The 18,213-nt window shown below is 32.1% G+C and carries 22 protein-coding genes; 13 read left to right on the forward strand and 9 right to left on the reverse strand.

What is annotated here, in order from left to right:
- Positions 1-25 precede the first annotated feature (25 nt).
- Positions 26-574, forward strand: coding sequence for a DUF4251 domain-containing protein (locus BUB82_RS00590; RefSeq protein ID WP_159432015.1), 549 nt, complete (start codon positions 26-28; stop codon positions 572-574).
- Positions 575-701: 127 nt separating this feature from the next.
- Here the strand turns inward: BUB82_RS00590 and BUB82_RS00595 are convergent, their stop codons facing one another.
- Positions 702-1,745, reverse strand: a complete 1,044-nt coding sequence (locus BUB82_RS00595) for an NAD(P)-dependent alcohol dehydrogenase (RefSeq protein WP_073190548.1) — start codon at positions 1,743-1,745, stop codon at positions 702-704.
- Positions 1,746-1,862: 117 nt separating this feature from the next.
- Between BUB82_RS00595 and BUB82_RS00600 the strand changes: the two genes are divergently transcribed.
- Positions 1,863-2,207 carry a DoxX family protein gene (locus BUB82_RS00600; RefSeq protein ID WP_073190550.1) on the forward strand — a complete coding sequence of 115 codons (345 nt, stop codon included), beginning with the start codon at positions 1,863-1,865 and terminating at the stop codon, positions 2,205-2,207.
- Between the two features lie 3 nt (positions 2,208-2,210).
- On the opposite strand, the gene BUB82_RS00605 is transcribed toward BUB82_RS00600, so the two are convergent.
- The 3 genes from BUB82_RS00605 to BUB82_RS00615 all read right to left on the reverse strand — a co-directional run bounded on the left by BUB82_RS00605 (position 2,211) and on the right by BUB82_RS00615 (position 4,314).
- Positions 2,211-3,248 (reverse strand): RluA family pseudouridine synthase, encoded by a 1,038-nt coding sequence (locus tag BUB82_RS00605; RefSeq protein ID WP_073190552.1) that lies wholly within the window; start codon positions 3,246-3,248, stop codon positions 2,211-2,213.
- Between the two features lie 6 nt (positions 3,249-3,254).
- Positions 3,255-3,866: a PASTA domain-containing protein gene (locus BUB82_RS00610; RefSeq protein ID WP_073190554.1), complete on the reverse strand. Its 612-nt coding sequence runs from the start codon at positions 3,864-3,866 to the stop codon at positions 3,255-3,257.
- 97 nt (positions 3,867-3,963) lie between these two features.
- Positions 3,964-4,314: a 4Fe-4S dicluster domain-containing protein gene (locus BUB82_RS00615; RefSeq protein WP_073190558.1), complete on the reverse strand. Its 351-nt coding sequence runs from the start codon at positions 4,312-4,314 to the stop codon at positions 3,964-3,966.
- Between the two features lie 61 nt (positions 4,315-4,375).
- On the opposite strand from BUB82_RS00615, the gene BUB82_RS00620 reads away from it, so the two are divergent.
- From BUB82_RS00620 to BUB82_RS00660, 9 genes are read left to right on the forward strand one after another with little or no spacing between them, the layout of a single operon-like run.
- A complete protein-coding gene (locus BUB82_RS00620) occupies positions 4,376-5,419 on the forward strand; it encodes an acyl-CoA reductase (protein WP_073190562.1) in 1,044 nt (347 codons plus the stop codon).
- A gap of 21 nt (positions 5,420-5,440) precedes the next feature.
- Entirely contained in the window at positions 5,441-6,508 is a 1,068-nt protein-coding gene (gene serC, locus BUB82_RS00625) for a 3-phosphoserine/phosphohydroxythreonine transaminase (RefSeq protein WP_073190565.1), read from the forward strand.
- 34 nt (positions 6,509-6,542) lie between these two features.
- Positions 6,543-7,502 (forward strand): D-2-hydroxyacid dehydrogenase, encoded by a 960-nt coding sequence (locus BUB82_RS00630; RefSeq protein ID WP_073190568.1) that lies wholly within the window; start codon positions 6,543-6,545, stop codon positions 7,500-7,502.
- Positions 7,499-8,227: a septal ring lytic transglycosylase RlpA family protein gene (locus tag BUB82_RS00635; RefSeq protein ID WP_073190571.1), complete on the forward strand. Its 729-nt coding sequence runs from the start codon at positions 7,499-7,501 to the stop codon at positions 8,225-8,227. Before BUB82_RS00630 ends, BUB82_RS00635 begins: the two co-directional genes overlap by 4 nt.
- Positions 8,228-8,280: 53 nt before the next feature.
- On the forward strand, positions 8,281-8,595 hold the full coding sequence (locus tag BUB82_RS00640) for a DUF6787 family protein (protein ID WP_073190573.1): 315 nt from the start codon (positions 8,281-8,283) through the stop codon (positions 8,593-8,595).
- A 60-nt stretch (positions 8,596-8,655) separates the two neighbouring features.
- Positions 8,656-8,964: a hypothetical protein gene (locus BUB82_RS00645; RefSeq protein ID WP_073190576.1), complete on the forward strand. Its 309-nt coding sequence runs from the start codon at positions 8,656-8,658 to the stop codon at positions 8,962-8,964.
- Positions 8,965-9,015: 51 nt separating this feature from the next.
- Positions 9,016-11,400, forward strand: coding sequence for a TonB-dependent receptor (locus tag BUB82_RS00650; protein WP_083574434.1), 2,385 nt, complete (start codon positions 9,016-9,018; stop codon positions 11,398-11,400).
- A gap of 2 nt (positions 11,401-11,402) precedes the next feature.
- Positions 11,403-11,720, forward strand: a complete 318-nt coding sequence (locus BUB82_RS00655; RefSeq protein WP_143185623.1) for a hypothetical protein — start codon at positions 11,403-11,405, stop codon at positions 11,718-11,720.
- Between the two features lie 59 nt (positions 11,721-11,779).
- Complete coding sequence (locus tag BUB82_RS00660; protein WP_073190583.1) at positions 11,780-12,277, forward strand: DUF4625 domain-containing protein; 498 nt, start codon at positions 11,780-11,782, stop codon at positions 12,275-12,277.
- A 53-nt stretch (positions 12,278-12,330) separates the two neighbouring features.
- On the opposite strand, the gene BUB82_RS00665 is transcribed toward BUB82_RS00660, so the two are convergent.
- Entirely contained in the window at positions 12,331-13,683 is a 1,353-nt protein-coding gene (locus tag BUB82_RS00665; RefSeq protein ID WP_073190586.1) for an NAD-dependent succinate-semialdehyde dehydrogenase, read from the reverse strand.
- Positions 13,684-13,746: 63 nt separating this feature from the next.
- On the opposite strand from BUB82_RS00665, the gene BUB82_RS00670 reads away from it, so the two are divergent.
- Together BUB82_RS00670 and corA are read left to right on the forward strand one after the other, a co-directional pair.
- A complete protein-coding gene (locus BUB82_RS00670) occupies positions 13,747-14,142 on the forward strand; it encodes a glyoxalase (RefSeq protein ID WP_073190589.1) in 396 nt (131 codons plus the stop codon).
- The gene (corA, locus tag BUB82_RS00675; protein ID WP_073190593.1) at positions 14,132-15,235 is read left to right on the forward strand and encodes a magnesium/cobalt transporter CorA; all 1,104 of its coding nucleotides are present in this window, start codon (positions 14,132-14,134) and stop codon (positions 15,233-15,235) included. The genes BUB82_RS00670 and corA overlap by 11 nt, the downstream gene beginning before the upstream one ends.
- Here the strand turns inward: corA and BUB82_RS00680 are convergent.
- The 4 genes from BUB82_RS00680 to hisA are packed head-to-tail and all read right to left on the reverse strand — an operon-like array spanning position 15,232 to position 18,159.
- Complete coding sequence (locus BUB82_RS00680; protein WP_073190597.1) at positions 15,232-16,011, reverse strand: tRNA pseudouridine synthase A; 780 nt, start codon at positions 16,009-16,011, stop codon at positions 15,232-15,234. The two genes, corA and BUB82_RS00680, sit on opposite strands and share 4 nt — an antisense overlap.
- The gene (gene hisIE, locus BUB82_RS00685; protein ID WP_073190599.1) at positions 16,011-16,646 is read right to left on the reverse strand and encodes a bifunctional phosphoribosyl-AMP cyclohydrolase/phosphoribosyl-ATP diphosphatase HisIE; all 636 of its coding nucleotides are present in this window, start codon (positions 16,644-16,646) and stop codon (positions 16,011-16,013) included. The genes BUB82_RS00680 and hisIE overlap by 1 nt, the downstream gene beginning before the upstream one ends.
- Positions 16,643-17,398, reverse strand: a complete 756-nt coding sequence (gene hisF, locus BUB82_RS00690; protein WP_073190602.1) for an imidazole glycerol phosphate synthase subunit HisF — start codon at positions 17,396-17,398, stop codon at positions 16,643-16,645. Before hisF ends, hisIE begins: the two co-directional genes overlap by 4 nt.
- Before the next feature lie 29 nt (positions 17,399-17,427).
- Positions 17,428-18,159: a 1-(5-phosphoribosyl)-5-[(5-phosphoribosylamino)methylideneamino]imidazole-4-carboxamide isomerase gene (hisA, locus tag BUB82_RS00695; RefSeq protein WP_073190605.1), complete on the reverse strand. Its 732-nt coding sequence runs from the start codon at positions 18,157-18,159 to the stop codon at positions 17,428-17,430.
- Positions 18,160-18,213 lie beyond the last annotated feature (54 nt).

Here is an 18,213-nt window from a genome sequence, read left to right on the forward strand (position 1 = left end):
TGTATATTAGATGAAATTTAAAGTAATGAAGCAGTTGAAGTTTATAGTTGTATTAATTATGCTAGGATTATTTCAAGCATGTGTCAGTTCTTCAGTTGTAGCAACAGAGGAGCAAAAAGCAAAGCTTGAGCTAATGATGAATGATAAATCTTTTAATATAGAATCACAAGTTGCATATCCGATGTCATCATCAGGAATGAATGCTGTTAGTAATTTAAATTTATTACCTATTGGAAGTTCAGCTTCTAGAATAGATATTTCAAAGACTGCTAATCATATAAAGTTAATGAATGATTCTATAAATATTAATTTACCTTATTATGGTGAGCGACAAATGGGAAGTGGTTATTCAGAAAAGCAAGGAATAGATATTCAGGGAAAACCCGAAAATGTATTGATAACATATAACGAGAATAAAAAAATGTATCGTATTAAGTTTGACGCTCAAAACAAAACAGAATCTTTTAATTTTGATATTTCAATTTATAGTAACTTAAAAGCTTCAGTACGCATTAACAGTTCTGATCGTACTAGTATTCGTTTTGATGGTGATGTAAAAATGTTAGAGGATTAAAATATAAGCTGTTGTTTTTAAAAATTCTATTTTACATAATATAAATTATAAGACAATAGTAATATCTAAAAAAAAAGCCGAATTAAATTAAAATTCGGCTTTTTAAATTATTTAAACATCATTTTTATCATAACGACTTCATATCAATAACAAATCTGTACTTAACATCTGAACTAGTTACACGTTCATAAGCTTCATTAATAGTTTGCATTTTAATCATTTCAACATCACAAGTTATGTTATGTTCACCACAAAAATCTAACATTTCTTGAGTTTCTTTAATTCCGCCAATTAATGAGCCTGATACACGTTTACGGCCTAAAATTACAGATGCGCCATGCATTGGTTCTAAAGGTTCAATGGCACCTACTAAGCACATCGTTTTATCTCGTTTTAATAAACTTAAATAAGGATTCATGTCATGTTTTACAGGAATTGTGTTCAATAAAAAGTCAAAACTATTCATGTGTTTCTTCATTTCGCTTTGATCTTTAGAAATTAAAACTTCATGAGCTCCTAATTTTTTAGCATCTTGTGCTTTATTTTCAGATCTGGTGATCATCACAACATGAGCGCCAAGTGCATTCGCAAATTTAATTCCCATGTGACCTAAACCACCTAAACCAATCACACCAACTTTATCACTTTTTTTAACATTCCAATGGCGTAATGGCGACCATGTTGTAATACCAGCGCATAATAATGGTGCTGTAGCTTTTAAGTCTAAATTTTCAGGAACATTTAAAACGAAATGTTCATCAACAACAATTTGCTGAGAATAACCGCCAAATGTATGGCCGCCTAAATGTTTATCTTTACCATTATATGTGCCAACCATACCTTCTTCACAAAATTGCTCTAAATCATGTTGACACGATGGACAACTTCTGCATGAGTCAACCATACAACCTACACCAACTGTTTGACCAACTTTAAATGCGCTTACATCTTCACCAACAGCTTCAACTCTACCAATAATTTCATGACCTGGAATAACAGGATATTTACTGCCACCCCAATCATTTCTAACTGTGTGTATATCACTATGACAAACGCCACAATAATCTATTGATATTTTTACATCTTTTGGATTTAAATCTCTTCGTTCTATTTGGAGTTCTTCTAATGCTGCATCTGATGATTTTGCGCCGTAAGCTTTAATTGTTGCCATATCTTTTTGACTCAAATCTAAGGTTTATGAGGACTTGTAAAACAAAAATATAGAGTTTTGATATTTATTTAACTTTAATATTGAAGTCATTTTTAATCAAATGTTCAACTTTACATTATGATTTACAATAGTATTGTTTTATTAAATGCGTTTGCCTTTTTAGTTTATGGAATTAGCTGCTTGTCAACAACTAAAATGAAAGATGAATTTAAACGTTTTGGGATACCTCAATTTAGAGTTCTTACAGGGCTTTTACAAGTGTTTGGTGGTATTGGTTGTATAATTGGTTATGTGTGGCTAGATGAACTACTTTTCCTGTCAGCAGCTGGCTTATCTATTTTAATGTTTAGCGGATTTATTGTTCGCTTAAAAATAAAAGACCCCTTTTTTGCGGCGATGCCAGCTTTAACTTTTTTTATTTTAAATTTAATTATTGCCTACAAGACACTTATTCTATTCTAAAAATTAATTGGCGTTAATACTATTTTTAGCATAATTATGCCATTTTTGAATACACTGCTGCATATCTTGCGGTAAATCAGCTTCAAATTTTAAAAACTCGCCAGTTGTTGGATGTTCAAAACCTAGGGTTTTAGCATGCAAAGCTTGTCGTGGTAAAACTTTAAAGCAATTGTCTACAAATTGTTTGTATTTAGTAAAAGTAGTTCCTTTTAAAATTTTATCACCACCATAACGATCATCGTTAAATAAAGTATGACCGATATGTTTCATGTGTACACGAATTTGGTGTGTACGTCCAGTTTCTAATTGACAACTCACTAAGCTTACATAACCTAAGCGTTCAATAACCTTATAATGCGTAACAGCTGACTTACCTTTATCAGCTTCATCTCCTTCAAAAACAATATTTTGTAAGCGATTTTTAGGATTTCGACCAATATTACCTTCTACTCGACCTTCGTCTTCATTTACATTTCCCCATACAATAGCAACGTACTCACGTTCACTTGTTTTATTAAAAAACTGTTTTGACAAATGCGTCATCGCTTTTTCCGTTTTTGCAACAACAAGCAAACCACTAGTATCTTTATCAATTCTATGAACTAAGCCAGGACGATCACTGGAATTATTAGGTAAATTTTCAAAATGGTAAACCAAGGCGTTAATTAAAGTTCCCGAGTAATTGCCATGACCTGGATGTACAACCATGCCAGCTTGTTTGTTAACTACTAGTAAATCATCATCTTCATAAACTATATCAAGCGGAATATTTTCTGGGGTAAGTAAGTTTTCATAAGGTGGATAACTCAACAAAACTTTAACTTCATCAAAAGCTTTTACTTTGTAGTTCTGTTTAACTGGTGTGCCATTGACAAAAATATTGCCTTCTTTTGCTGCAGCTTGAATTTTATTTCGGGTCGCATTTTCAATAAAATTCATTAAAAACTTATCAACACGAAGCGGCTCTTGGCCTGATGCAGCTGTAAAACTATGGTGCTCAAATAAATCGTCGCTATCAGTAACTTGATCGTCGTTTTGCATATTTGACTAGGGGTTTACAGTGTTTTTATTTAAGTCTTTAGCTTCATCAGTATTCTGACCGTATTTTAAACTTCCATCGCCAATAACTATATCAACAACACTTGTTTTAGGAAGTTTATCTCCAGGTTTTAAAATTTGACCTTTATGTTGTAATTCTAAAACAGCACCTTTAGCCATGTCTGGTTCTTCAATGGTATCGCCAATTTTAAATCCTCTAGCTAATAAACTAGGCTGAACTTGACGTAAGGTTTTTCTAATTAAGTTATCTGGAATTTCAACTTCAGCATAACCTGATGGATTCACTGTAAGATATATTTTTCTTTGCTCTTTTACTTTTTTACCTGGTAGCGGCGTTTGATCTAGTACTGAAAATGGTGGGTATTCCGGATTAAAACTAGCTGAATCTAAAACTGTGTAGCGTAAATTCATTTCATCTAACTTTTTATCTACAATATCGAGTGATAATTTTGATAAGTTAGGAACTGTAATAGTTTCACTGTGATTAGTTGTATATTTTAACCATTGTAAAGTACCAAATACAATAATTACAAGTGCTACAATGGCGATGCCTATTTGTATAAGAAATTGTTTACTGAAAATGAATTTTAGCAGAGACATTAAATAATTTTTAAGCAAATATACATATTAAAAAAGCATAAAAAAATCGGTAAAATATAAGGTTTTACCGATTTATCTTAAATTAAATCAAGTTTGTTTATTCTTTATGCATGAAAGATTGCTTCCCTAAAAGCTCTTTTTCGGTTTCTTCATGTTCTTCGTCTGGAACACAACAATCAACTGGACAAACAGCAGCACATTGTGGCTCTTCATGAAAGCCCATACATTCAGTACATTTATCAGCAACGATGTAATATAATTCGTCGCTAACTGGCTCTTGTGCTTCATTTGCATCTGCCTCTTTGCCATTAGGCAAAACAATATTTCCTTCTAGATCAGTTCCATCTGCATATCGCCAATCATCGGCGCCTTCATATATAGCTGTATTTGGGCATTCAGGTTCACAAGCACCACAATTTATACATTCGTCTGTTATTTTGATAGCCATTTTTTTTTATTTAAGTAGTTTTGTTCAAAAATAATCACAAACAAGGTGAAAAACAAACTCTATGTCTTTAGATGATAAAAAAAAGGCGTTAATTGATTTAAGTCAGTTTCTTCAAAATCATATCAATGAAGTTAAAAATAACTCTGAAATTGATTTACATCATAAGTTAAATGAAGCAATTGAGCTCAGCCAACAACACAACGCTTGGTTTACTAAGTCTTTTATTTACAAATCTTTAAACAATTGGTCTAAAGCTTTAAATGAAGATGGTTTAACGTCTTGGTTTTCTAGTTATGACGTTGAAAGTCTAAATTTAAATACTAAAACTATTGCCATTATTTGCGCTGGTAATATTCCACTTGTTGGTTTTCATGATTGTTTATGCGGGTTAATTACTGGTCATAATTTAATTATAAAATATTCTAGTAAAGACCAGTTTTTACTTCGGTTTATGGTTGATTTTTTAATCAACACAGGAGCGTTTTCTTCTCAGGTTAAATTTACTGATGGCCAATTAAATAATTTTGATGCTGTAATTGCGACGGGAAGCAACAATACATCGCGTTATTTTGAATATTATTTTAGAAATAAAGCCAGCATTATTCGTAAAAATAGAAATTCAGCTGCTGTAATCACTGGTGAAGAAACTTCAACTGAATTACAACAATTAGGTCATGATGTTTTTTCATATTTTGGTTTAGGTTGTCGTAATGTTTCAAAATTATATGTGCCAAAAAACTACGATTTCAAGCATTTTTTCGAATCGATTTACCCGTTTTCTGATGTCATTAATCACCATAAATATGCTAATAATTATGACTACAATAAAGCCGTGTATTTAATGAGTGATATTAAATTATTTGATAATAATTTTTTAATATTAAAACATGATACTGGCTTAAGCTCACCTATTGCTTGCTTGTTTTATGAATACTATTCCGATAAAAATCAACTCATAGAGGAACTCACACAAAAAGAAAGTCAGTTGCAATGTGTGGTCGGAAACACAACATCTTGCAATGTAAAATTTGGAGAAACACAATGTCCAGAATTATGGGATTATGCCGATGGCATCGATACGATGAATTTTTTACTAAATTTATAGGCTCAAAGAAACAAACATATTATGAACAGACCTCACAACTTTAGTGCTGGACCTTGTATATTACCGCTTGAGGTATTTGAAAAGGCCTCACAATCCGTTATTGATTTAGACCTTTCTGGCTTATCTATTCTTGAAATTTCACATCGTAGTCCTGCTTTTGTTAAAATTATGGAACGTGCTCAAGATTTGGCATTATCGCTTACTGGACTTCAAAATAAAGGTTATAAAGCTTTATTCTTGCAAGGTGGTGCAAGCCTTCAGTTTTTAATGACAGCATATAATTTGCTTGAGAAAAAAGCTGCTTATCTTGATACAGGAACTTGGTCTACAAAAGCCATAAAAGAAGCTAAGCTTTTTGGAGAAATTGAAGTCATTGCCAGCTCGAAGGATAAAAATTACAACTATATTCCTAAAGACTATAAAGTTACTGAAAACTTTGATTATGTGCATTGCACGAGCAACAACACAATCTTTGGTACACAAATTAAACACTTCCCTTCTACTTCATCACCATTGGTTTGTGATATGAGTAGTGACATTTTTTCTCGTGAAATTGATTTTTCTGCTTTTGATTTAATTTATGCTGGGGCTCAAAAAAATATGGGACCTGCTGGCGCAACTTTAGTCTTGGTTAAAGAATCTATTTTAGGGAAAGTAACACGTCAAATTCCTTCTATGCTCGATTACCAAACTATGATTAAAAAAGATAGTATGTTTAACACACCGCCTGTATTTTCGGTCTATGTTTCAATGCTCAATTTAGAGTGGCTTGAACGTAATGGCGGAATTAAAGCTATAGAAGAAAAAAATAAGGTGAAAGCCGAAATGATTTATACTGAAATAGACCGAAACCCTTTATTTAAAGGTTTTGCTGAAGTTGAAGATCGTTCGATGATGAACGCAACTTTTAACTTAACCGATGATAAATTAAAGTCTAAATTTGATGACTTAGCCCAAAAACATCAATTAAATGGCATCAATGGCCACAGAAGTGTTGGCGGATACCGCGCCTCAATGTATAACGCTTTACCTTTAGAAAGTGTTGAAGCCTTAGTAAATAGCATGAAAACATTAGAAAAAATAGCTTAACAGCTTTAAAAGATTATAAACATAATTTATGCATATGAATATATTAGCCAATGACGGCATTTCACAATCTGGCGTCGATAAACTTGAAGCTAACAATTTTAAAGTCTTTCAAACAAAAGTTGCTCAAGAACAGTTAGCTAACTTTATTAATAACAATAATATTGAAGTTATTTTAGTAAGAAGTGCAACAAAAGTTCGTAAAGAATTAATTGACCAGTGCCCTAACCTTAAAATTATTGGGCGTGGTGGCGTTGGCTTAGACAATATTGATGTTGATTATGCCAAATCAAAAGCTATTAAAGTTATTAATACGCCAGCAGCTTCTTCAGAGAGTGTTGCCGAGCTTGTTATTGGTCATGCTTTAAGCTGTTTACGCTTTTTAAAGGATGCCAATCGAGCCATGCCACTTGAAGGTGATCAGAATTTTAAAGCCTTGAAAAAAAATTATGCTGGCGGACTAGAATTAAAAGGCAAAACAATGGGAATTATTGGTTTTGGCAGAATTGGTCAAACTGTTGCTAAAAAAGCCATAGGTCTTGGCATGAATGTAATGGCTTTTGATAAATTTATAGAAGAAGCCAACATTAAAATTGACTTCTTCGATGGGCAATCACTTGATTTTAACATTAAAACCTCAAGTTTTGAAGAGCTTTTAAAATCTTCTGATGTTATAACGCTTCATGTACCATCTCAAAACGATTATATTTTAGGAAAAGCTGAATTCAAACAAATGAAGCCAACCTCTGGAATTATTAACACAGCTCGTGGCGGCGTTATAGATGAAGTTGCTTTAGTTGAAGCCTTAAATAATTCTACCATTGCATTTGCCGCTTTAGATGTATTTGAAAAAGAGCCAACACCAGAAATTGCTTTATTGATGCAAGATAAATTATCCTTAAGTCCACATATTGGTGGTGCTACAATTGAAGCGCAATCAAGAATTGGTGAAGAGTTAGCAGAACAAATCATTGAAATTTATAATTCAAAAAAATGAAGCAAATAACTATCATTTTATGCTTTGCTTTGTTTCAAATTGGTTTTTCTCAAATTCAAACGGGCAAAGCTTCATTTTACGCAGATAAATTTGAAGGTCGTCAAACAGCAAGTGGTGAAATTTACAAACACAATAAAGCAACAGCAGCTCATCGAAAATTAGATTTCGGCACGAAAGTTCGTGTTACCAATTTAGCTAACAATAAAAGTGTTGTTGTAGTTATCAACGATCGCGGACCATTTATACGTGGACGAATTATAGATTTATCAAAATCTGCCGCACAAGTTTTAGGCTTTGTTGGTAGTGGTGTAACTGATGTTAAGATCGAAGTTTTAGGCAATAATGCTTCAACAACTCAAATCGATGCAAGTGTTCAATCAAGTCCTTCAACTTCAGTTGATACTACAACTCCAAGCTCTGTAGATTCAACTTCTCCTAATAATTATGGTGAATCTAAATTTTATGAACTTAAAGTCAATCAAATTCAACCTGACTTTATTGGGGTTCAAATTGGGAGTTTTAGAGAAATGACAAACTTAATTAGAATGGCTGATCAATTAAAATTAAGCTATAATGAATCTGTAACAGTACAAGTTAAAACTCTAAACAAAACCCGTATATATGCACTGATTTTAGGGAAGTTTGGCAATCGATTAGCAGCAGAACGCTTTATAAAAAAAATCAGTAAAGATTATCCAGATGCGTTTATTGTAGATATGCAGTAAACCAAATGATGAATAATTGCGTATATGATGATGAATTTTTACTTTAGTTATTTATGAAAAAGTTAAAAGAAAAATGGGGAATCAACTCTAATTTTCAGTTTATAATGATATTGATTGGTTTTTCAATCACTGGCTCTTTATCAGCCTATTTAGCAGGCCCAATTTTAAACTACATCGGTTTACAAAAATCAAACTTCTCAACATTTACACTTGGCATTGTGTTATATTACATTTTACGCATCTTGTTTATTTTTCCAGTGTATCAAGTTTTACTCGTTGTTGTAGGAACAGTTATTGGCCAGTTTAGATTTTTTTGGGATTTTGAAAAGAAAATGCTCTGCCGTTTAGGTCTAAAACATTTTTGTTAATAAGTGATTAATTTTATTGTACTCATGTAACTTTTTACTAAGATTGTAGTCATATCATTGATGAGTATAAGTAAATTTACATATTCAATTATCTTTGTTTTATTGCTAATTTCTAGCAGTACAAATTTTCATGCCTTATCTCATTTATTCGATAATGATGATTTAGATAAGATTGAACATTGTGACACTTGTGATGAATTTATTAGCTCACAAGTTGAAAAAATCGCCATCACTTCACCTTCAGCTGAAGTAAACTCGCCAACTATTTTGGCTTCAACTTCGGTTGATTTCTTTTTAAATTCTTCAATACAGCTTAGTTTAAAACCTTTCGGTCAATTCTATAATAAACCGCCGCCAGCTATTAGTTAAACCACGCCGACCTAGTGTCAAATCTTCAATGTGTTTTAATTATAAGTTGTAATGAGAATCAAATATATAAGTTTATTATATTTTTTACTGTTTTCCTTTTTTGGCTTTAGTCAAGATAAATGTGACTATTCTATTAAGCTTAAGTTGGTTAATGCTTCAGATTTAACGCCTATTTATGGTGTTGTTGTTAAATTTATTGAAATTGATAAGACCTATTTATCTAATCAGCAAGGTTATTTAATTATTGAAAACGCTTGTGAGCCATTAGCTCATTTAGAAATAATGAGTCAATTTTATAAAGCAAAAACAATTAAAGTTGATTTAAGAAAACAGTCTAACCTAAGCATTAAATTAGAAGAATTACAACAAGAACTAGCTGAAGTAATTGTACAAAATAAGCTTGTTCCTAAGCAACAAGTCAATCAACTTAATGCTACTCAAATAGAATCTCAATTTTCAGGTTCGCTTGCTAAGTCTTTAGATGAAATTCCAGGTGTAAACTCAATTGAAATTGGTGCTGGCTCTTCAAAACCAACCATTAGAGGTTTCAGTTTTAACCGTGTATTAGTAACAGAAAACGGTATGCGTCATGAAGGACAACAATGGGGTTCAGACCATGGTTTAGAAGTAGATGCGCTTTCAGTAGAAGATGTTGAAGTTATTAAAAGTGCTAGTGCATTAGCTTATGGTAGTGATGCAATTGGTGGTGTTATTAAACTCAACACAAATAAAGCGCCTCAAGACGAAGGCTTAACAGGTAGTTATAAATTATTTTTAAGAAGTATCAATAACACGTTAACCAACAATATTAATTTGGCTTATAAAAATGAGAATTGGTTTGCTAAATTTAAAGGTACCTTGACAGATTATGGTGATTATAATCTCCCTACCGACACTATCAACTACTTGAGTGTTAATATGCCCGTAGAAAATAGACGATTAAAAAACACAGCTGGGAAAGAACGTAATATAATGTTTACTGGTGGTTTTGTTTCTGATAAATTTAATAGCGCTTTATCAATAAGTCGAAATTATTTTAAAGCTGGTTTCTTTCCTGGTGCGCATGGTGTTCCTAGTGTTACTAGAGTTGTTGATGACGGTGATAGACGTAATATAGAATTACCATTTCAGAATTCAACACATTTTAAAGTTACTAGCCAGAATACATGGATTTTTAAAAATGCTAACTTAAAATTAAACCTTAGCTATCAAAATAATCTGAGACAAGAATGGAGTGATTTTAATACGCATTATTCGAGCCAAGAACCACCAGAGACCAACGCAGATTTAGAATTAGAATTTGATTTAAACACTTATGAAATTAATCTAGAACATAATTATTACCATTCAAAAAAGCACAACCTCACAACTGGATTACAATTACAAGCACAAAAAAATGCGATTAAAGGTTTTAACTTTCTACTTCCTAACTACGATCGCCAAATGTTAGGCGCTTTTGCCATACATTCTATTGAACTTAATAAAAAATTAGAAATCGACTACGGTGTAAGGCTTGATATAGCTCAGCTTAATACTGAAGCTCTTTTTGATCAACGCTTGTTTAATTACCTCCTTTTTAGAAATAATAGTGAAGAAGTTGCGATTGAAAATGCCCAACGAAGCGAAACGATTAATCGTGATTTTAATAACTTTAATTTTAACCTTAGTAGCAACTATAAACTAAACAACAAACTTAATTTTGAACTTAACTTAGGAACAAATTTTAGGTTACCTACGGCAATTGAGTTATCCTCAAATGGCATTCATCATGGGTCATTTCGGCATGAACGTGGAAATCCAGAGTTAAATCCAGAAAAAGGATATATTATCGATGGTTCAGCAAATTTCAATAATGATCAAGTCAATATTAGTTTTAGTCCTTACCTTTATTATTTCACAAATTATATATATTTAAATCCAAGTGGGATTTTTTCAAAATTGCCTCATGGTGGTCAAATTAACCAATACACAGAGTCTAAAGCCTTATTAACTGGTTTTGAGCTTTATTATAAGCATCAAATAACTAAACGTTTTAGTAGTAGCATCAGTTTAGAATATTTATGGAATACACAATTAAGAGATGAAACTGAAGGCAATTTTGCCTTACCATTTTCACCACCTAATAATGCTCTAATTAAACTTAACTACGATATAAAAGACTATAAATATTTAAAAGATACAAACCTATCATTCATAACCGAAATTGCTGCTGCTCAAAACAGAACTGCACAAAATGAAGAAGCCACGCCAGGCTATGAAATTTTTGGACTCAATTTAGCCTCAAGGCTTCAGTTAAGAAATTTTACAGCAAACGTTAATCTAAGAGTGATGAATATGTTTGATACCAAATATTTCAATCATACCAATTTTTATAGAGCACTTGAAATTCCTGAAATGGGTCGAAATATTCAATTAATGCTAAGTATACCATTTTAATAATGAGACTATTTAAATTACATATCAGTCTATTCTTAGCAAGTTTAATGCTTTTCTTAACAAGTTTTAGCTTAACTCACCTAATTATCTATAAACACGAGTATAAGTTAAAGTCCACTTCTGAAACAACTTATACAAAACACACGCTCAATCATTATTGTAGTCATTTTATTTACAATGCATTATCTGATATTTCAGTTGAAGTTTTTGAATTTAAAAACCTTGCAAATTATGCATTGAAAATACCGAATTTAAAAGAAAATAAACGGGCAAAAACTTTCAAAAAATCACACTACGGTCGAGATCCGCCACATTTATAATAATCTACAACTACCCTAAACAGTAAACAATTAAACAACTCAATAATAAATATAAAGAAATGAAAAATTTAAATAAAATATTATCACTTGCACTTATCGCTATGCTAACTTTTGCATGTTCAGATGATGACGATGCACTTGATGCACAAGCGCCTGTTATAGAACTTATGGAGCCAGCCTTAAATTCAGAGTTTGAACCTGGTGATATGCTTCACATCCATGCAGAAATTACTGACGATGTACAATTGTCATCGTATAGAATTGATATTCACTTTGGTGGTGATGGTCATTCGCACCGACCAGTTGCCAATGCAGAAGGTGAACACATGGAATGGAGTTATGATGAGACTGGAACTATTTCAGGAACAGCACATTCTTTAGAAAAAGATATCGAAATTCCACATCACATCATGCATGATGGCGTTGAACATGAAATAGAAGCTGGAGATTACCACATCGGTATATTTATTATCGATGCAACAGGAAATGAAACAGAACTTTTCAGAACTATTGAAGTTCACAACCATGCTGAAGGTGGTGGCCATGATCATGGATAAAAAATAGTCAACCATGATACATCAAACGAGGTAATGCATCATTACCTCGTTTTTTATTTGATATAGACTGTTTTTTTATTTACAAATTCTAAAATACCTTCATCTGATAATTCTCGACCATAGCCAGAGCGTTTTGTGCCGCCAAAAGGCAACCTAGGATCACTTTTTACTAGCTCATTAACAAATACAGCGCCGTCTTCAAATTGAGGTATTAAATCATTTATCAACTTATCATTTTCTGTAAAAACAGAAACACCCAAACCAAATTTAGATCCGTTAACAAGTTCTACGGCTTCGTTTGCCTTTGAAAATCTTGTAATGGCCAATACAGGTCCAAAAGTTTCCTCTTGAAATATTGGCATTTCTGAAGTAACGTTTTCAACTAAACATGGCTCAAAAAAAGCTTGATTTCGCTTCCCTCCTAACCTAATTTTAGCGCCTTTTATAACAGAAGTATTTAGTTGCTCCTCAAGTTCTTCAGCTAAATCTTCTCTAGCCATAACGCTAATATAGGTGTCAGTACCTTGGGGATGACCTTCTTTTAAATCTTTAACTTGAGTTATTAATTCTGCTATAAAATCATCATAAATACTATCTTGAATTAAAAGGCGTTTGCCCGCGATACAACTTTGACCATTATTTTGAAATCTAGCTTGTACACAAGTCTTTACGGTTGCTTCAAGGTTACAATCATCAAAGACCACTAAAGCATTGTTACCACCTAGCTCTAAAACCGACTTTTTTAGAGCTTGACCAGCTTGACTAGCAACGGCTTGACCTGCTTTTTCACTTCCAGTTAAGGTCACTGCTTTAACATGTTGATGCTTAATCGCTTCTTCAACTTTTTGACTTGATATTTGTAGGTTTTGAAAACAACTCTCTGGAAAACCAACAAGCCTAAGACATTCTTCTATGGCTCTTGCAGAAAGTTGCACATTACTGGCATGCTTAAGCAAACCAACATTTCCAGCCATTAAATTAGGTGCTAAAAACCGAAAGACTTGCCAAAATGGATAATTCCAAGGCATAACAGCTAATATTACACCCAAAGGCTCATAACTTACATAAGAAGATTGAGCGTCAGTTGTAATGTTTTTTTGTTGAAGTTGAACTTCAGCGTTTTCAGCATAATACTCGCAAACCCAAGCACATTTTTCAATTTCAGCAATAGACTGCGAAATGGGTTTACCGATTTCTTTGGTTATAATTGAAGCTAAATCTGTTGCATTCTTTTTAAGATGATTAGATAGTTGAAGCATTAAAGACGCTCGTTCATTAAATGAGGTTCTTCGCCATGTTTTAAAAACATTTTGAGCAGCTTCTATTTTGTGGTTAACTTCAGCTGAAGTTATAGACTTAAAGCTATAAATTTCTTCTTGTGTATATGGATTAATTCCTTTTAGCATTTTTTATTTAAATATAAAATTAAGTTTACAAAAGAATAATTACATTCGGTAAAATTTAAGATAATGCTAGACCGAGACCAAGCAATTCAGTCAATCCGAATTAAACTTCCAAATGCAAAAGTTTATGATACCACTCAAGACTTAGAGCGATTTCAAAATGAAAGTTTACGGCCTATTGCAAAATTTCAAAATATGATATTACTTGAAATTTTTAAAAATTACATAGAGCGGTATAAAAATGTTTATCATAAATATGACTTAAGCGGAAAAACTGCTTATATTGAACAGGCTGTAAAAAAGGACTCGAAACTTAAAAATTTAATTAGAGGATTATTTTTAGGTCATTTTACAGCCGATGAATATCAATTTTATAGTCAAAATGCAAGTGCCGTTAATAAACGAATTATTAATTTAGTTAAAGAACGTTTATCAAGTCAAATACAATATTTTGAAGTCTAAATTAAAATCTACTTTTCAGCAATTTACAAAACCAATTCAGTTTCAAAAGAAATCTAAGGTTCAAAACTTAGTGCCTGGTGAAGTAACTTATGTTGGTGATAATGACCATGTTTCAACTGAAATTGATCTACTCAGTTATAATGCTGATGATTGTGAAACATCAACTAATTTGTCGGTTTCAGAAATCAAGGCATTAGTTGATGCTGAACCCGAATCTATTCACTGGATTAGTTTTACAGGCTTAAAAGATGTTAATCAACTTACTGAATTAGGAGATGTTTTTAAAATTCACCCTTTAGTGCTTGAAGATATTGCCAACACAAAACAACGACCAAAGTTAGATGAATTTAAAGACTATATATTTTTTACATTAAAAATGATTTATCACAACAATAGTCTTGTTAAAGAACATTTTGCACTTATTGTCGGTGATAATTATGTAATAAGCTTTCAGGAAAACAGATATGATGATGTACTTAAGTTTCTTCGTGAACGTATTTTTTTGAAAAAAGGTAGAATTAGAGATGCTGGTTCAGACTACCTATTTTACGCTATTGTAGATGCTATTGTTGATAATTATTATAATATCGCTGAAACCATAGAGTTACAAACAGAAGCTTTAGAAGATATTATTTTAAATCACACAGAAAATACTTCTCCACAGGATATCCAAATTCTTAAACGACAAATATTAAGTGTGAGAAAATCGGTTGCACCGACTAAAGAACTTATTAACCGTTTGCACCAAACCGATCATAAATTATTTAAATTGAAGACCAAACGCTTCTTAAACGATTTATATGATCATATTTTGCAAGTGACAGAAAATATTGATATTTATCGTGATATTGTTTGGGGTTTAATGGACATGTATATGAGTAGTACAAGTAATAACATGAACCAAGTGATGAAAGTTTTAACCATCATGTCTACTATATTTATCCCACTAACGTTTATTGTTGGTGTATACGGAATGAACTTTACATATATGCCAGAGCTTGATTTGAAATCTGCTTATTATATTGTCTGGACAATAATGATTGTAATTGCATTAGTTTTAGTCATTTACTTTAAACGCAAAAAATGGTTTTAAACAAGTTCTACTTTGTGTAATACAAGACCTGAAGCAGGTGCAACATGACTTAACTTTATACGGTTTTTACCATCAATTAGTTGTTTAAAATAATCTAGTGTTATTTTGTGTTGTCCTAAATCGATTAGCGCACCCATCATTAACCTGATCTGCTGACGTTTAAAGCCTTTACCTTTTACTTTAAGAACATAAGATTGCTCTGGAAAAAAATTGGCTTGTAATACCTTATTTTTCTCAATCGAACAAGATGTTATTTCACCTTTAAATTTTGTTGAATTGTTTGGTCGGAAAGTAAATGAATAAAAATCAGTCATTTGTGAAAACAAATGAGCTCCAGAAATCATCAAATCTAAATCCAAATTATCACGAATATTTAACATGAAAGGCGCTGAAAATGGATGCATTTTTTGAGCATAACAGAAATAATAATGGTAGGTCTTTAACTTGGCATGTTGAATAATATTAAAATCTTTAGAAGTTTCTGAAATGTCTAAGACTCTAATATCCTGCGGTAAGTTATAATTGAAAAGCTCTAAAAATCCATCTAGCTGAAGTGGTTCATCATATAAAAATAACTCGATATAAGTTTGATTAACTGATACCATAGCGTCCGTTCTGCCAGCAGCAATGCATTTAAAACGTTTGCCTTCTAAAATATAATTAAGCGTTTTATTAAGCATAAGCTCTACAGTTTTTACGTCTGGCTGTTTTTGCCAGCCATGATACCTAAATCCTAGATATTGAAGATTAACTAAGTAATAATATTTTTGTTGCATTAATTAGATTTGCGGCGGTTATTTAAAACTTGAACTACGTCTGCTAATTTAAAACCTTTCGCTTGAAGTAAAATGAGATAATGAAAAAGCAAATCAGCACTTTCATTTAAAAACAACTCATCATTTTCATCTTTAGCTTCAATCACCACTTCAACCGCTTCTTCACCTACTTTTTGAGCAATTTTATTAATACCTTCATTAAACAAAGAAGTGACATAACTTTTCGGTAAGTTCTCTGATTGATGAGATTTTTTAGAAGCTGTTTTTCGTTCTGTAATGGTTTGCTCAAGCTCAGTTAAAAACCCAAAATTAGCGGTATTAGCTTCAGCCCAACAAGTGTCAGTTCCCTTGTGACAGGTTGGGCCACTTGGAGTTACTTGAATTAACAAGGCATCTTGATCACAGTCAAGTTTTAGATCTTTTAAGTGTAAATAGTTGCCACTTTCTTCGCCTTTAGTCCAAAGTCGTTGTTTACTTCTACTAAAAAAAGTGACTTGTTTTAAATCTATTGTTTTTTTAAGTGCCTCTTGATTCATGTAACCTAACATAAGAACGTTTTTGGTAGTTGCATCTTGAATAATGGCTGGCACTAATTGATCTGGATATTTTGAAAAGTTAACTTGGTTTAGAATCATAATCTTACAGGAATTTTAGAATTTAATAGATAAGTTTTTAAATCTTTTATTTGAATTTCTTTAAAGTGAAAAACACTAGCAGCTAAAGCAGCATCAGCTTGACCTAGAATAAAGGTATCTTTAAAATGTTGCTTAGTACCTGCACCACCAGAAGCAATTACAGGAATATTGACTATACTTGATAGTTTAGCCAAAGCTTCATTCGCAAAACCATTTTTAGTGCCATCATGATTCATAGATGTAAATAAAATTTCACCAGCGCCAAGACTTTCGACTTGTTTTGCCCATTCAAATAAATTAAGACTTGTGGCTTGTTTGCCACCAACTAAATGAACTTTCCATTCATTATCTATTTGCTTAGCATCAATAGCCACTACGCAACATTGAGAACCAAATTGCGATGCAATTTCAGTTATTAAGGATGGCTTTTTAACTGCTGCTGAATTAATAGAGACTTTATCAGCACCATGCTTCAAAAGTAATTCTACATCCTTGACTGAAGCTATTCCTCCACCAACTGTAAACGGAATATTAATGTGTTGAGCGATGTCTTCAACAAGTTTAGCTAAAGTTTTTCGGCGTTCTTCAGTTGCTGATATATCAAGAAAAACTAACTCATCAGCTAAGTTTTCAGCATAATGAATGGCAAGTTCTACAGGATCACCAGCATCTTTTAAGTCAACAAAATTAACACCTTTAACTGTGCGACCATTTTTTATATCTAGACAGGGAATAATTCTTTTTGTCAGCATTTAGCAATTAATTAAATATTAATTTGAATTTATGAAGTTTGACTTACAATGTAATTTTCAAGATCTTTTAAAGAAATCTTATTTTCATATATGGCTTTACCAATAATAATCCCTTCGCAACCTATTTCATTTGCATGATGTAGATCGTCTATACCAGCTACGCCACCTGAGGCAATCAGTTTAATTTTTGGGTGTTGTTGTAGGATATTTTTATACAAGTCAATAGCTGTGCCTTCAAGAGTTCCATCTTTAGATATATCGGTGGCAATAACATAATTAACCCCTTTTTTTACAAAACTTTGAATAAAACTTAAAATATCAAAGTCTGAATCTTCTAACCAACCTGTAGTGGCAATTTTACCATTTTTAGCATCAGCTCCTAAAATTATTTTATCATTACCGTAGGTTTTGAGCCATTTCATAAATAAATCTTCATTTTTAACGGCAATGCTTCCGCCAGTGATTTGATGCGCACCAGATTCGAAAGCAATTCGTAAATCTTCATCAGACTTTAAGCCTCCGCCAAAATCAATTTGTAAATCGGTTTTAGATGCGATGCGTTCTAAAACTTTATAATTAACAATATGTTGAGATTTTGCACCATCAAGGTCAACTAAGTGCAAATGCTTTATCCCATGATCTTCAAATGTCATGGCTATTTCAAGCGGGTCTTCATTATATACTTTTTGAGTGCTATAATCGCCTTTGGTTAGACGAACGCATTTACCCTCAATTATATCTATAGCTGGTATGATTCTCATTTTTATTTATTTTTAATATTTAAATCATTTATTATCAATATATATATGTTATTT

The sequence above is a fragment of the Psychroflexus salarius genome (assembly GCF_900129035.1).
Classification (GTDB): domain Bacteria; phylum Bacteroidota; class Bacteroidia; order Flavobacteriales; family Flavobacteriaceae; genus Psychroflexus; species Psychroflexus salarius.